The following is a 16733-nucleotide window of genomic DNA, read 5'->3' as shown; positions in this document are numbered from 1 at the left end:
CTTACTAATATAGGTCAAATTTCTCAAAAAAAGATTGGCAGAACTTTGTAAAAAATACCCAAAAAACAATCTATCCAATCAGGAAATAAAAGTTTAAATTTTTTGAATATTTTATGACAAGATAATAATTTCTTACTTTTATATGAGGTATACGATGGAATTTTCCTTACTTAATGCCTCACATACTTTAAAATTTAACCAATAATTACTCGCTCCTTCGGATAGTGGAAGCCTGATTTCTTTCCTCTTCCGCCACCTCCAAGAGTATAAAGGAATGAGATTAATCCAACTCGACCAATAAACATTAAAATAATGATAATGATTTTACCAACCACTGATAAATCAGAGGTTATGCCTAACGACATACCACATGTTCCGAACGCTGAGGTAATTTCAAAAATAATTTGAATAAGTGATGCATGTGGCTCTGTTATAAGCAAGATAAGGGTTGCAACTAATACCATGAAAAAGGCTAATAAAATGACAACAAATGATCGGAAGACATCAATCAAATGAATTTCTCGTCCAAATACTTGAATATCCTCTCTTCCTCTAGCAAAGGTAATTAAGAATAAAATGGCCAAGGCAAAAGTTGTGGTACGAATACCTCCACCAACTGAGCTTGGGGAAGAGCCAATGAACATTAGGAAGCTCATGAAAATATCTGTAGCTTCACTAAAAGTCGTGACATCGTAAGTAGTCAGTCCAGCTGATCTCGTTGATACAGAATGGAACATTGCTGAAAATAATGCCTCATGCCAAGACATTTCCTTAAAAGAATGAAATGATTCAAGGAGTAAAATGACAAGCGCACCAACTATAAATAAAATGGCGTATGTTGAAGTAGTAATTTTAGTAAATAAACTAAAACGGAAATTCTCGCGTCGATTAAGCAAAAAAGTCTTCAATTCAATTAATACTGGAAATCCGATAGCACCTAATACAATCAGTACCATGGTAACCATCTGTACAAAATAATCATTATGGAATGGGAGTAAGCTCATTCCCGTTATATCGAATCCTCCATTTGTCGTAGCAGAAATAGAGGCAAAAATTCCATGTAAAAAGGCTTCTTCTAAGGTATCAAAATAATTGGTAAAATGTAGCGTTAAAATAATGGTACCCGTTAATTCAATGCCAAATAAAATTTTTAAAATTTCGCGGATTAACTTAACTACACCAGAGACACTGTACTGGTTATGATCAATCATGATTAACTGACGCTCACGCATGCCTATTTTTTTCCCAACAAGCAGCCACACAAAGGTACCAAGTGACATAATACCAATGGCACCTAACTGTAAAATAACAAGAATCATTACAAGCCCAAAGGTAGTATAGGTTTCCGATATATTAATCGTTGTTAGCCCAGTAACACTTACTGCACTTACTGCTGTAAACAAGCTATCTAAAAAAGAGACTTTTACACCTTCTTGATGCACGCCTGGAAGCCGTAATAACAGGAAGGAAATCGCTATCGCTATAAAATAATAAGAAACAAGTACCTGAAATGGTGTGACTAGTTTATTTGATGATTTTTTCCAAGGCACTTTAACAACTCCTCCCACATATGATGCCCAACTAGATAGATTATAGTATAGAAAAAATATATAAAAAAAGAAAGAGGAATAGTGATAACTATTCCTCCAACGTTCATATACTTATTTTTTCTTTCTTACACCGACTAAATAGCCGACAAAAGCAATACCAACTAGGACAATCCAGAATGTTAACTCCCATGCCGTGGAATGTGGAAATTCTTTAGGCAATATCCCCACCTTCTCATGTGCCAATGTTAAGACAACTAGCTTCACACCTACCCAGCCAACGATAAGAAATGCCGCTGTTTCAAGTGAAGGGTAATCATTTAATATTTTTACAAACCATTGGGCAGCAAACCGCATCATAATGACACCAATAAATCCGCCAAGGAGCATTACAATGAACTGACCGCCATTGATGCCACCAATATCAAATTCACCTAAGTGTGGCAAAGTTACAGCAATTGCAACGGCTGCTAGCATCGAATCAATAGCAAATGCTATATCGGCTGCCTCTACCTTTAGTACTGTTAACCAGAAACCAGAACCTTTTTTCCCAGCATTTTCAGTTGCTTCTTCTTCATCTTTATGTTTCCGTAAATCATATATATTTTTCGCAGACATAAACAATAGATAAGCTGCACCGACCGCTTGTATTTGCCAATAATTTACTAAAACTGTAATAACAAATAATGCGGAAAATCGGAATATCAATGCTCCAAATAGTCCATAAAATAACGCCTTTTTTTGCTGCTCTTGTGGTAAATGCTTCACCATAACAGCCATTACTACCGCGTTATCAGCTGCAAGTAATCCCTCTAATACAACAAGGACAATTAACACCCAGCCATATTGTAATAAAATCGCTTCCATTCTAGTGCCTCCTCTAAGCTCTCTATACCCTCAATGACCCTGTCATCCAAGTATAAAAGAAAAAAACCCCTGCCCTAATTCAGGCAAAGGTCTCGCTAAGTAAATTCGTACCCTTTCTATTTATGGTACTTCAATCTACACGTTATACGTATAGAGCCATTCACTATCACACCCGATGGTTGTACCATGTATTGACGAATGTGAAACCAGGTAAAGTTAATTGCCTGTTAGCTACTCCCCTTTGACAAATTGTCGAAGGTATCTTCTTTCAAATATTATAGCACTATCATTTACAGCTGACAAAAATATCTATATGTTTTTTCGTTACTTAATCTGAATTTGATAGCTCTTCTCTTCCTTATGTGCTAAATAAAACTCAATCATTTTTGGCATCGTCTGTATAAAATCAGGGCATGTAATACCCCCTTTTTGTAAGATATGATGTGCTTCAGTCGCATCAAATGAGGCATTCCATGTTAAATAATCTAATGTTTCTTGTTCAACACCTAATTTTTTTCGAACAAATGGAATCTGCAATGATAGCTTAGCCAATATAAATGGTAAACGTCCTTTTGGATAAGAATTTGTAACTAGTTTCACCATTGTACGGTATACCTCCTGTACAGGGTGAGGATTAGGATCAGTTAAATGAAGTGTCTTCCCTTCTGCACTCTGTTCATTAACCAGAAAAGTAGAAGCATTTATAATATAATCAACTGGCACTACATTAATCGTCGATGTAGTTTGACCAATATACGGAATAAAAGGTAAACCCTTCAAACGTTCAACTAAGTTTAAAAAGAAATAAGGACCATCAAATTTAATGGTTTCACCAGTTTGGGAATGACCACGCACAATTCCAGGTCTAATTATTGTCAACGGTATTTCCGATTTTAAATCTTCTACTCGGTGTTCAGCCTCATATTTTGTTTCCTCATAGTGGTTTTTAAATGCCCTTGGTCGAATTAATTCATTTTCACGCAGTACGCCCTCACGTGTACCAGCCACATAGGCAGTGCTGAAATACATATACCGCTGTAAATTTGGTAAGGTGCGAACAAAATCATTAACCATAGTTGTACCATGAACATTTACCTTCCAAGCAATATCACGTGGTACAGCTAAATCATAGATAGCAGCTAAATGCCAAAGCACTTCAATTTGCGGTACAATTTCTTTGATGGTTTGATTTTCTAATCCAAGGTTTGGTAATGTAATATCGCCTTCCACGATTCGAATCGAACAGTCAGGAAAATCCTCTAATATTTTGTTTTTTTCTTTATGTGCCTTTATGGCTTCACCTGCCAATACGATTGCAATTACTTGTTGTGCTTGTTTCTTTTGAAATAATGCTCGAATTAGTTGACTTGAAATAAAACCAGGAAAACCTGTAAAAAAATGAACCTTCATCTACCATTCCCCCTTGAACCTAGTGCATCTTTCTTGTTTCTTTATCCATTAAACTGTAAATGATCGGTACAATATACAGCGTCAGTAAAGTTGAGGTCACAAGCCCTCCGATAACAGCAATGCCCATTGGCTGATTCATCTCGGTCCCTTCTCCAATGCCCAGTGCGAGTGGTAATAGCCCTAAAATAGTTGTTAAGGCTGTCATTAAAATTGGACGTAGCCGATCTTGGGTAGCAAGTAAAATTGCCTCATAAGCTGGCATGCCTATTGCCTTTTGCTGATTAATATAATCTACCAGCACAATACCGTTATTTACGACTATTCCTACCAGCACTAAGATACCGATAACTGAGGTTACACCAATTAAAGTATTTGTTAGGAACATAGCTATCGCAACACCAATAATCATTAATGGGACGGTAAACATGATAACAAACGGATATTTAAATGACTCAAATTGAGCTGCCATCACAATATATACAAGCACAATGGCTAGCATCACAGCTAGTAACATATCATCGATTGCACTATCATAGAGCTCTCTGTCCCCGCTGAACACAACTTGAGTAGTAGATGGTAAATTAACTTGTTCTAAGGCTTCATCTACTTTTGCTGAGATTCCTCCCAACGATTCCTTTGTTTCATAATCTACAAAAAAGGCCACTGCTGCTGCTTGATCAGAACGACGAATGGATACCGGCCCCTCTTGCATAGAAACAGTAGCCACTTCCTCTAATTTTACAAATAATCCTGCTGGCGAACGTAGCTGCATGGCTTTTAAAGCATCTATACTCGTATTAAATGACTGCCCAAAGCCTGTATAAACGGGTAATACTGCGCCGTCATCAGTAGTCAATTGGGACGTTAATTGACCTTTTGTCATTTGATTTACAGTTTGAGCGATTTGTGCTGGAGCAAGACCATAGTCTTTTGCTTTTTCACGATTAACCTCAATTTGTATCTCTTGAACAGTAATATCTAAATCCGTAGAGACATTTGTCACCTGCTGAATCGCTAGTAGTTCTTGCTGCACTTTCTTAACAGTTTGCTGTAGCCTCTTTTCATCAGAGTCTGTTAAGCGGAATGTTAAGGTGTGTGGTGACGAACCTGTAGCTGTCGATACATTAAAAGTAATTTCAGCTTGCTCTCCAAGCTCTTCCTGTATATCTTGTTCTAGTTCTTCCACAAATTCGAAAATGGAGCGTTGCCTTTCTGCTAATGGGACAAGTTTTACATACATCTCAGCTTGATTGGCGTTAGTTTGTCCACGTGCTTGGGATTGTTGTGTACCGCCAATTAAACTAACATACACATCTACATCCTTTTCCTGTTTTAAACGTTCCTCAATTTGCTTAACAATCTTTTCCGTTTCTGATACAGCGACACCGTTTTCAAGATTGACACTTATAGAGGTGAACCCCTCATCTGTAGGCGGTAAAAATTCAGTACCTATTCTAGTCAGTCCAAACAAAGAAAGACTAAAGCAAACAACTGTAAAAAGTAGTATAAGCATTCGATGCTTTAGTACCCATACAATAGACGCCTTGTAATGCCTATAAAATCGGGACTTACTGCGTTGTACATAAAAATTATTGTTTTTCATTTTTAAAAGTCGACTTGCTAGCATCGGAACGACTGTAAGCGCAACTACTAAAGAGGCAATTAAGCTGAACGAGATTGTTAAGGCAAACTCTGTAAAAATTTGACCAATCAATCCTTCGATGAACATAACAGGGATGAATACTGCTATTGTGGTTAAAGTGGAAGCTGTAATGGCAAGGGCTATTTCCTTTGTGCCTTCCTTTGCTGCAGTAATCGGGTCCTTTTCTAGTCCTAGATGTCTTTCTATATTCTCAATAACGACTATGGCATTATCCACAAGCATACCAATCCCAAGTGCCAGAGCACCTAATGTCATAATATTGAGGGAAAAATTCGCAAAAAACATCAAAACAAATGTGACAATAACGGAATAAGGAATCGCAATACCAATGATGATCGGATTCTTTACACTACGTAAAAAAACAAATAGAACGAACATCGCAAATAATCCACCTAAGAGTAAGGAAGAGCCAATATTACTAATTGCTAAATCCACATAATTTCCTTGATCAACTAAAATATCTGCTGTGATTCCTTTATACTGTTCTTTCTTTAGTAATGCCTCCAAGGATTTTTGGAAATTTTTAGAAACATCAGCTGTATTTGCACCAGATTCCTGTAATACAGACATAAGAACTGCTGGATGCTCATTTGCACGTGTTGTGGTAATAGATTGTTGTTCTGTCCTCTCAACGGTTGCAAGATCACCAATTGTTAATGATTTGCCTGTTAAAGGGTCTACCGAAACAATTAAGTCGGCAATGCTTTCCGGAGAAGATAATGTGCTAACTATACGTGTTGTTAGCAATTTTCCATCATCTGTTGAAACAGGCTCACCAGGAAGAGACACATTATTCGCTTGAACGATTTGCATCACATCTGTCTGTGTCAAGCCTTTTTCAACTAGCTTTGCTTCATCCAATGTTATTTGGATTTCTTCAATCAATTTGCCAGAAACATTCACACTGGCTACACCCTCTGTCCGTAGTAGTTCTTTCTCTAAGTGCTCTGCTAATACACGTACATCTACTTGATTATTTTCTGCACGTAAAGATAGCTGAATAATAGGAAATTGAGAAGGATCAAATTTTAGGAAACTCGGCTTGCCAGCATCATTAGGCAATGGGGTCATATCAATTCGCTGTAAAATATCAAGTTGTACAACATCCATATTTGCGGACCAGTTGAACTCAAGCACAATTAAATTGGAGCCTTCCTGTGAGGTTGACTGGATTTTTTTGATACCAGGTAAGGTAGCAAGTGTAGCCTCTAATGGCTTCGTTATCTTTTCATTTACCTCCGTCGGGCTTGCCCTAGGATAAGAGGTGACAACCACTCCGATAGGAGGATTTAACTCCGGAATTAACGTAATCGGTATTTTTAATAATGATACACCGCCTAATATGATGACTAAAAGCATAGTAACAATCGTAAAGACAGGTCTTTTAATGGAAAAATGACTAATATTCATCTAAACAAACTCCTTTTCTACCTCTTCCTTTCTATCATAGCCGAAAAGGAGATTATTTTATAAATAAGCTCCCGTTATTGAGATACTACCTTTAAGGAAAATTATATTTCCTAATAATGTATATATTCTACAAACAGTGTCATTTTTCCTTGCAAAAAAACACGAATCGCAAAATTGTCGATTCGTGTTTTATGATTATAGAAGGCTATAAAGTTGAATATTTTCGTTTTTATCTGCAAACCAACGCATAGCGAACTCATTTTCAAATAGGAAAACAAGATTGTCAAAACGGTCTTTTACAAGCATTGATCGACCTGATGACATTGATTCTTTGACATCCTCTTCATTTTCAATCCAGCGTGCGATTTTCGAACCAATAGGCTCCATTTTTACTTCCACATTGTATTCATTTTTCATACGATGTTCAAATACTTCAAATTGTAATTGACCAACTGCTCCAAGTATAACTTCCTCTGTATGCAGCGTTTTATAGTATTGAATAGCACCCTCTTGCACTAATTGTAAAATTCCTTTATGGAATTGCTTTGATTTCATAACATTCTTTGCCGTTACGCGGACGAATAATTCTGGTGTAAACTGTGGTAATTTTTCAAATTGGAATGTTTTCTTGCCACCTACAACAGTGTCGCCAATTTGGTATGTTCCTGTGTCGTACAAACCAATAATATCGCCAGCAACTGCTTCATCTACTGTCTCACGATCGTCTGCAAGGAACTGTGTAGATTGTGTGACTTTAAATGACTTTCCTGTACGAGATAACGTCATATTCATCCCACGTTCAAATTTACCAGAAACAATACGTACAAAGGCAATACGATCACGGTGTGCTGGATTCATATTGGCCTGAATTTTGAAAATAAAGCCTGAAAACTCATCATGCTCCACAGGATCAATAAACTGCTCATCTTCAGTAATTCTTGGCTGAGGCGTCGGTGCGAATTGTAGATAAGTTTCAAGGAAAGTTTGAACACCAAAGTTCGTTAATGCTGAACCAAAGAATACAGGTGTTAATTCCCCACGACGTATTTTTTCCTCAGAATAGGCATTCCCCGCTTCATCTAAAAGTAAAATATCGTCCATTGCTTGTGAATAATAAGAAGTCACCTTCATTGGATGCTCTACAGCAAGCTCCCCATTGTCGTCTATTGGTAAGAAACGTTCCGCCTCATCTGTACGGAATTGCTCAATGCGTTTATTGTAACGATCATAAATACCAAGGAACTCTTTACCCATACCGATTGGCCAGTTCATAGGATATGCATTGATACCTAATACCTCTTCAAGCTCTTCAATCAATTCAAGCGGCTCTTTCCCTTGACGGTCTAACTTATTAATAAATGTAAAAATAGGAATACCACGCATCTTACAAACCTTAAATAGCTTTAAAGTCTGGGCCTCGATCCCTTTTGCAGCATCCACTACCATGACAGCACTATCTACAGCCATCAATGTACGATATGTGTCTTCTGAGAAATCTTGGTGACCAGGGGTATCCAAAATATTCACACGAGAGCCATTATAATCGAATTGCATGACAGATGAAGTAACCGAAATCCCACGTTGTTTTTCGATCTCCATCCAGTCCGATGTTGCATATTTACCTGTTTTTTTCCCTTTTACTGTACCTGCATCACGAATGGCACCACCAAAAAGTAAAAGCTTTTCTGTAATCGTCGTTTTTCCAGCATCAGGGTGACTGATAATGGCAAAAGTACGACGCGATAGTATATCTTTTTCTAAATTTGAATTCATCTCGTCATTCTCCTTTTTTCATACTTAATAATAATAAAAGAAGACTTGCCTTTCGTACAACCTTTTTACATGAAATCTCAAAAAAGAAAACCCTTTAGTTACAACTAAAAGGGTTTCCTAAGAATTTAGCTTTCATCACACGAATTTTAATCGGCCTGCTTCTATCGCAATTTCTGCATCACTATGTGGAAATTTGGTATTTTCGATAATTTGATAATCCTCATGACCTTTACCAGCAAAAATAATCATGTCACCTGGCTCAGCAATTTCAACCGCATGGCGCACTGCCTCTGCACGATCTCCAATACAAGCATAATTATCATGAAGCATTCCTTTAGCAAGATCGCCTGTAATACTATCATAGTCTTCATAGCGAGGATCATCTGTCGTTAAAATGACATATTCCGCAGCAGACGCTTTCTCAGCCATGGCAGGACGCTTCGATTTATCACGATTGCCACCTGTTCCAACTAAGAAAATCAGCTTGCCTTTTTTATAAGGTTGCGCTGCTTCAATCGCCTTTTCAATTGCATCTGGAGTATGGGCATAATCAATAAAAATTTGCACCGGTAGCTCTGAACATACTTTCTCCATACGACCCTTGACTGGTGGTAGTTGCTCAATTTGTTCAATAATGGACTCCATTGAATAGCCCCTACCATAAAACGCAATCATGGCTGCCAATACATTATAAATATTAAATTCCCCAAGCAAATTCATTTTTACACGATAAATTCCTTCAGGCATTTCCACGTCAAATGATGTCATATAGTCGTGATACTCACAGTTAATGGCGCGGAAATCAGCATTTTCATTCTTTAAACCATATGTCCACACCGGAAATGGTGTCATTGCAGCATATCGCTCTGACCAAGCATCGTCAGCATTCAACACAACAAATTTATTTTTTTCTAAATCTTGTCCAAGTTGGGAAAATAATAACCCTTTTGCATGGCCATATTCCTCCATCGTACCATGGAAATCAAGATGATCGTGCGTTAGATTCGTAAAAATAGCGATATCATAATCAACACCTGCTAAACGTCCAAGTGCTAATCCGTGTGATGAAACTTCCATTGTCATTAATCGACAGCCTTCCATTTTTGCACGGAAAATCATTTGTTGTGTCGATAACGCATCACTCGTTGTATTAGCTGATTCATATAAAATTCCATTTAAATTAAAGCCAATTGTACCGGATAAAGCCGATTTCTCGCCCATACCATGCATTATATTTTGAATAATTCCTGTTACGGATGTTTTACCATTCGTTCCTGTTACACCAATCATCGTTATGTCCTTAGAAGGATAATCAAAGAACTTTGCAGCTAGTAAACCTACTGCACGATCTGTATCTTTCACAATCACTTGTGCAATCGTCTCTCCTAGCGGTAATTCTCGCTCCGTCACAACAATTGTTGCGCCACCATCCACAGCCTTTTGCGCATAATCATGCCCATCTACTGTATAACCTTTGATACAAACAAACATGCTATTTGGTTGCACACTTCTTGAATCTATTACGATATCGCTAACCTGATCTGGCAGCACGCCAATTATTTTTTTCAAAGGTAATGCGCTTAACAATTCCTCTGCATACATTTCATAGTCCTCCAATCAATCTCTACACTCATGTCATCATTCTTAATAATCGACAAAAAACGACAATATGAAAACCCCCACGTTCTATTGAACTTATTTTACTACTTATTTCATGATAAATAAAATGCCTCTCTTGTGTTTTTTCAACGAAAACGCTTTCATTCGAAGAAAAAATCATGTTTTCTTCAAATTTTCATTTATAATCACCAATCGGCATTTTTCGACATAACGAGAAAGAGTTATTTAGAGAACAATTGTCTATGCACCTTAAGCTTATAGTGACAATGGAGGCATCAGAAGATACCTCCATTGTTAAGCTATTTCATAATTGAGCGCACAATTTTCACTTTCTGTTTATATGGCGGGAATAACACATTTGTCTCCAGCTTGGATGATTTCTTCAAGATAGATTTCGGGTGAGTAAAGTTTTCAAAGCTCGCTTTGCCATGGTATGCTTTCACACCTGATGGACCTACACCACCAAATGGTAAATGTAAGTTTCCAACATGTGTGATGGTGTCGTTAATACACCCACCACCAAACGGTAATTCTTCCAAAAAGTATTGCATAGCTTTTTCATGTTCTGAGAAGAAGTATGCCGCTAAAGGCTTCGGTAATTGCCTGATTTGATGAATGGCAAGTGGCAAATCATTATACATCATAACAGGTAAGATAGGACCAAATAGTTCTTCCTGCATTGATGGACTTGTCCACTTTACATATTCAACGATTGTAGGTTCAATATATAAATCATCCCGATCTATTCGTCCACCATATGTAATGGCATCACGTTCTTCCACAATTATTTGCTGTAAACGATCAAATTGCTTTAAATTGACGATACGCCCATAATCAGGGCTTTTTAAAGGGTTTTTGCCATAAAACGAACGGATTGTTTCTTTTAATATTTTCATAAAACGATCATAAACGTCCTTGTGTACAAGCAGATAATCAGGGGCCACACATGTCTGTCCAGTATTAGTAAATTTACCCCATACAATCCGCTTTGCCGCTACCTCTAGATTTGCTGTTTGATCGACAATTGCTGGACTTTTGCCACCAAGCTCTAAAGCAACTGGTGTCAAACGTTCTGCAGCAGCTTTTGCTACTACTTTACCAACGGCCACACTGCCTGTAAAAAAGATGTAATCGAAGGAAGCATGAATAAGAGCCGTAACCTCTTCCTTTTCACCTTCCACAACACGTACATATGAAGACGGGAACGTTTCCTCAATGATTTTTTTCACAATGGCTGCTGTGTGTACAGAGGTTTCTGATGGTTTGACAATTGCAGTGTTTCCTCCAACTATGGCACCAATTAGTGGCTCCATTACAAGTTGGAATGGATAATTAAATGGCCCGATAATTAATGTTACGCCATAGGGCTCACGAACAATAAAGCTCTTGCCCATTTGATATTGTATCGGTGTTTTGACTGCTTCTGGTTCCATCCATTCCTCTACATGTTTTACCATATATGAAATACTATCTAATACAATGCCAATTTCTGTTGCATACGCCTCAAATTCACTTTTACGAAGGTCTAAGTATAGTGCATTCAATATTTCCTTCTCATATTTCAAAATTGAAATTTTTAAGTTCTTTAATTGCTCTTTTCTAAATTTCACACTTTTTGTAGCACGGGAAAAATAAAATTGACGTTGCTCTGTAATCATATTTTCCACATCCTGTGACGTAAAATTCATCAATAAAGCACCCCTTTTTTAAAATGGCATACATAGTTTTTTCATTTCGAAACAAACTATCTTTGTCTATACGATACAACATCGAGAGGCAAAAATCCTCTTTCTACATCGAGGGGGTGAAATAGCAATATGTGAAAATGAAATGTTTTAGTTTTTTCATCTCGGGAAATATACAACTACATATTACAACCGAAACGGGGGCGTAGATGAATGACAACAACAACAGGAACATGGTGGGAGTCCATTTTTTCCGGACCATTATCGCATGGAATTTGTGAAGAAAAAATATCGCTATTGCAAGATGAGGCTTTCTTATATCTCTCTACAATACCTGTGGAGAATGAAGAAAATCCAGAAGGAAATTAAAAAATAACGCATTATAGGATGCCCCTATAATGCGTTTTTATTTATTCAATTAATAATGAATACATGCCGCAACTGATCTAATTGTGCTTCAAGTCTACTGATGGCTTCTTCTTCTATCGCAAAGCCTCCATCTTCCAAACGAATAATTTGTTTATCTAAAATGTAAACAGAATTAGTAATGGATGTGGCTCCTAGTACAGCTAACACTGGCTTTAATGCATATTCCAATGCCAACAAATGACTGATCGAACCGCCTACAGCAATGGGGAGTATAGCCTTTTCGAGCAAGGCTTTTTGTGGTAGTAGATCCAAGTAAGTCTTCAAAATACCTGTATAGGATGCTTTATAAATTGGTGTAAGGATGACAATAAAATCTGCTTCCTTAACATGCTCATTTTCAGACTGTATTTCCTTACTAGAAAAATTTGCTGTTAATAAATCTGTAGCTGGGAGCCCATGTATATAATTTGAGTGAACCTCTACTCCTTGTGCAATGAAATGATTCTCCACCTTTTCATGAATGGCAGTAACTCGAGAATTTTTCGAATTACTTCCATTAATAATGACTGCTTTTGTCATCTTGCCCACTCCTTTTATCAATGTTATAAAAAAGGCCCCTATTCTACAAATCGATGAACAATCGTTTTGTAAAATAGAAGCCTCTAGATGTCTAGTTAACTTAAATACCTAGTATTCTTATAAAATTAATTTAACATAAATTTCTAGAATGTCAACAGCTTTTTATTGGTGTATTGCTTTCCCAAACACAGCTTTAGCTACATCTCCAATATGCTCCGATACAGTAGGATGTGGAAAAATAATATGTGCAAGTGATCGAGCTGTACCACCAGCCTTTTTTGTTGCTAATAGCGTATTAAGCATTTCTGTTGCGCCATCAGCTACTACACACGCCCCTAAAATTTGCCCATTATCCTTAGATGAAATTAGCTTCACAAAGCCTTCGGTATTCCCCTCCATTAATGCCTTTGGGTTTGTTTGTAGAGGCATTTTCGTTACAATGTACGGCGCTTTGACTTGCTCTTCTAGTAAACCAAATGTAGCTATTTCAGGGTTTGTATAAACACAACGTGGAATGCTTGTTTGATCAATTGGTATTGGTTGATTTCCTACAATATAATCGACAACGTAAATACCCTCAGCACTGGCAGAATGTGCAAGTTGATAACCCCCCACTAAGTCACCAATCGCATAAATATTCGGCAGGCTTGTTTCAAAGTGCTCATTGACAGCGATTAATCGACCATCTAAAGTTACTCCTAATTGCTCAGCAATTTCTATATTGGGACGACGTCCAGTTGCAAATAAAAGGTTTTCATATGTATAAGATCCTTTAGATGTATGAATGATATTACCTTCAAATTTTTCAAATTGAAAATCTGTCACAAGTTCAATCCCAAGTTTCTTCAACTTTTCTCGAATCAGCGGTCTTGCTTCCGCCTCTTCCGTTTGTAAAATATCCTCGCTATGATTAAGCACTGTTACCTTTGTACCGAGGGGTGCTAAACTAAACGCCATTTCAATGGCAATTACGCCCCCGCCAATGATCGTTAGCTGGGCTGGAAGCTTGTCTATATTAAAAAATGTGTCCGTCGTATAGTAGGTAGATGTCTCTAATCCTTCAAATCGTGGAACAAAGGGTTTACTACCTGTCGCTAAAATTATATCGGATGCCATTATCGTCTCATTCCCGATAGATATCGTTAAGTCCTTTACGACTGAAGCTTCACCACGATATAAAGTTATATGATTGTTGATAATATAATGCTCAATGTTTGTTAGTAGTTCATGAATTATTGTATCTTTCCGTTGCATTAGTCGAGGAAAATTAATTTCCACTTTAGGTACTTCTATTCCCCAGCTATTCCCTCTTTTTATTGCCTGCACAAGTTTACTATGTTCCAATAAAATTTTTGATGGAATGCAGCCAACATTATAGCAGGCTCCTCCCAATTTATCTCGTTCGATTAGCGCTACTTTTTTACCATTCTTGGCTGCATGTATGGCAGCCACATAGCCACCAGGTCCCGCCCCAATAATAGCAATATCAAAATTTTCCATAATTTTCACCTCATGTATCACCATATCATTTGCAAATTTTGAATGCAATGACAGACATAGTAAAAGCCTTTCATTACAATGAAAGGCCTTTGACTTATTTGTTTAGTTTATGAGCATTCGTTTCTCTTTCGTGAGTATTCGACGTTCTTTGAACTATTTAATAAATATTTCGTTGCCAAAATCGTTGCTGGGCAATGGCAGCTACAAATTTTTTCGGAAAATCTTTATTACCTGTAGCTAAAATGATTCCTGGCCCTACATTGGCATTCGACATATTGAAGAAGGTTGTGCCAGTTGCAGCAAATCCTATAGGCTTAAAGTGACGATATGCTTCATTTATATAATTGACGATATAAGTATTGAACTTCGCCTGATTACTTGCCTTTACTCCAACAACATATAACGAGTCAAATAATACAGCATCGGTTGTGATAAATGTGTCAGTAGCCGTTAATTGCACACCATTATTCCCTATTACCACACCTAGTCGATCAGAGATTATGCTATAGCGCACGCCTTGTCTTGTTAAATATTTCAATACTTCCCCGACCTCATTTGCATCAAAGCCATCACCAATTAAGACGCCTACTTTCAGCGTATAGGGCAATTTAACGGTATTTGCTTGGCTCAGTGCAGGTGAAGAGGCCGTTACCTTAGACTGCTCGCCATTAGGTCGATTAACACCAACGTTGTCTGCCACTGTGGTAGCCATTACTTTATCCACATGAACAAACATATCCACTACTTGCTGACGAACAGATTTACTTTTCACTTTTCCTACTTCGAAGCTAAAGGCATCAATAATGTGTTGTTTTTCAGGTGGAGACATGCTGTTCCAAAATAGCCTTGCTTGTGAAAAGTGATCGTCAAAGGATTTACTACGCGCTCTCGTGATTCTTCCCTCAACCTTTTCTTCATAATGAACATATCCACCTTCTCTTGCAGTAGAGGTGGCTGGTGTATTATTTGCTAATGAATTTTTATGATAGCTTACCCTGCCTAAATTAATGGTCTGTCGACTAAAGCCATTACGTTGATTGTTATGCACTGGGCAAATCGGGCGATTAATAGGAATTTCTGCAAAATTTGGTCCACCTAATCGAATCAATTGTGTATCTAAATAGGAAAACAATCGACCTTGTAGCAAGGGATCATTGGTAAAATCTATGCCAGGCACAACATTACCTGGATGAAAGGCAACTTGCTCTGTTTCAGCAAAGACATTATCCACATTGCGATTTAAGGTCATCTTTCCAATTTTCTTCACAGGTACGAGTTCCTCTGGCCAAAGCTTTGTCGCATCTAAAATATCAAAATCAAATTTAAATTCATCCTCAGGTTCTAGTATCTGTATGCCTAACTCAAACTCTGGATAATCTCCAATTTCGATGGCTTCCCATAAATCTCTTCGTTGAAAATCTGGATCCTTCCCTGCAATTATTTGGGCTTCATCCCAAACAAGAGAATGCACTCCTAGCACAGGCTTCCAATGGAATTTCACAAATCTCGATCTTCCCTTGTCATTGACGAAACGGAATGTATGCACACCGAAACCTTCCATCATACGAAAGCTTCGCGGAATGGCACGGTCAGACATTACCCACATTACCATATGTGCAATTTCCTGATTACTGGCTACAAAATCCCAAAAAGTATCGTGTGCGGAGGCTGCTTGTGGCATTTCATTATGAGGCTCAGGCTTTACAGCATGAATTAAATCGGGAAACTTAATGGCATCCTGGATAAAAAATACAGGTATATTATTACCAACTAAATCATAATTCCCCTCATCTGTATAAAATTTTGTTGCGAACCCACGTACATCACGAGCTGTGTCCATTGAACCTAAACTTCCTACCACTGTCGAAAATCTGACAAACACAGGTGTCTTCTTTTTCGGATCCTGCAAAAAATTTGCCTTCGTATATTCGGACATGGATTCATATAATTCAAACTCGCCATGTGCTGCAAAACCTCTGGCATGTACAACACGCTCTGGAATACGCTCATGATCAAAATGGGTAATTTTTTCTCTAAGATGAAAATCTTCCATAATTGTCGGACCACGAACACCTGCCTTTAACGAATCCTCATCATTGGACACCCTTAGTCCCTGATTCGTTGTCATTTTCGTACCCTCATTCTCGACACGAAACGGCTCTAATTGATGATCCTTTGGATTTCCCTCTACATTTTTGGATTGATTCGACTTTGAGTTATCCACGCAATCCCCTTTCATACATGTACTAATTTCGCTCCATATACACTATATGTTTTAAAAGAAGAAACATGCCTTCATTTCGACAAAGC

Annotated in this window: 11 protein-coding genes; 1 reads left to right on the top strand and 10 read right to left on the bottom strand. The window is 37.7% G+C overall.

Annotated features, from left to right (window positions below):
* Window positions 1-194: 194 nt before the first annotated feature.
* The 7 genes from LCP48_RS04220 to LCP48_RS04190 form a co-directional block, all read right to left on the bottom strand.
* Complete coding sequence (locus LCP48_RS04220) at window positions 195-1550, bottom strand: TrkH family potassium uptake protein (RefSeq protein WP_004224574.1); 1356 nt, start codon at window positions 1548-1550, stop codon at window positions 195-197.
* A gap of 111 nt (window positions 1551-1661) precedes the next feature.
* Window positions 1662-2414, bottom strand: a complete 753-nt coding sequence (locus LCP48_RS04215; RefSeq protein WP_004224572.1) for a TerC family protein — start codon at window positions 2412-2414, stop codon at window positions 1662-1664.
* Between the two features lie 324 nt (window positions 2415-2738).
* Complete coding sequence (locus LCP48_RS04210; protein ID WP_004224571.1) at window positions 2739-3824, bottom strand: SDR family oxidoreductase; 1086 nt, start codon at window positions 3822-3824, stop codon at window positions 2739-2741.
* A gap of 19 nt (window positions 3825-3843) precedes the next feature.
* Complete coding sequence (locus tag LCP48_RS04205) at window positions 3844-6897, bottom strand: efflux RND transporter permease subunit (RefSeq protein WP_225340737.1); 3054 nt, start codon at window positions 6895-6897, stop codon at window positions 3844-3846.
* A 195-nt stretch (window positions 6898-7092) separates the two neighbouring features.
* Window positions 7093-8670 carry a peptide chain release factor 3 gene (locus tag LCP48_RS04200; RefSeq protein WP_004224564.1) on the bottom strand — a complete coding sequence of 526 codons (1578 nt, stop codon included), beginning with the start codon at window positions 8668-8670 and terminating at the stop codon, window positions 7093-7095.
* A 135-nt stretch (window positions 8671-8805) separates the two neighbouring features.
* Window positions 8806-10272, bottom strand: a complete 1467-nt coding sequence (locus LCP48_RS04195; protein WP_004224562.1) for a UDP-N-acetylmuramoyl-L-alanyl-D-glutamate--2,6-diaminopimelate ligase — start codon at window positions 10270-10272, stop codon at window positions 8806-8808.
* Between the two features lie 317 nt (window positions 10273-10589).
* Window positions 10590-11978: an aldehyde dehydrogenase gene (locus LCP48_RS04190; protein WP_004224560.1), complete on the bottom strand. Its 1389-nt coding sequence runs from the start codon at window positions 11976-11978 to the stop codon at window positions 10590-10592.
* A 210-nt stretch (window positions 11979-12188) separates the two neighbouring features.
* Here LCP48_RS04190 and LCP48_RS04185 point away from each other — a divergent pair, with 210 nt between their 5' ends.
* Window positions 12189-12344: a hypothetical protein gene (locus LCP48_RS04185; RefSeq protein WP_225340736.1), complete on the top strand. Its 156-nt coding sequence runs from the start codon at window positions 12189-12191 to the stop codon at window positions 12342-12344.
* A gap of 45 nt (window positions 12345-12389) precedes the next feature.
* Here LCP48_RS04185 and ssuE read toward each other — a convergent pair whose 3' ends face one another.
* The 3 genes from ssuE to LCP48_RS04170 all read right to left on the bottom strand — a co-directional run bounded on the left by ssuE (window position 12390) and on the right by LCP48_RS04170 (window position 16662).
* Complete coding sequence (ssuE, locus tag LCP48_RS04180; RefSeq protein ID WP_004224554.1) at window positions 12390-12923, bottom strand: NADPH-dependent FMN reductase; 534 nt, start codon at window positions 12921-12923, stop codon at window positions 12390-12392.
* Between the two features lie 162 nt (window positions 12924-13085).
* Complete coding sequence (gene lpdA, locus LCP48_RS04175; RefSeq protein WP_225340735.1) at window positions 13086-14423, bottom strand: dihydrolipoyl dehydrogenase; 1338 nt, start codon at window positions 14421-14423, stop codon at window positions 13086-13088.
* Between the two features lie 157 nt (window positions 14424-14580).
* The gene (locus tag LCP48_RS04170) at window positions 14581-16662 is read right to left on the bottom strand and encodes a catalase (protein WP_051145739.1); all 2082 of its coding nucleotides are present in this window, start codon (window positions 16660-16662) and stop codon (window positions 14581-14583) included.
* Between the last annotated feature and the right edge of the window lie 71 nt (window positions 16663-16733).

This window comes from Lysinibacillus capsici, from assembly GCF_020217405.1.
In the GTDB taxonomy this organism is placed as follows: domain Bacteria; phylum Bacillota; class Bacilli; order Bacillales_A; family Planococcaceae; genus Lysinibacillus; species Lysinibacillus capsici.
The sequence above is the reverse complement of the archived record's forward strand: the minus strand, read 5'-3'. Positions and strand labels throughout refer to the sequence as shown.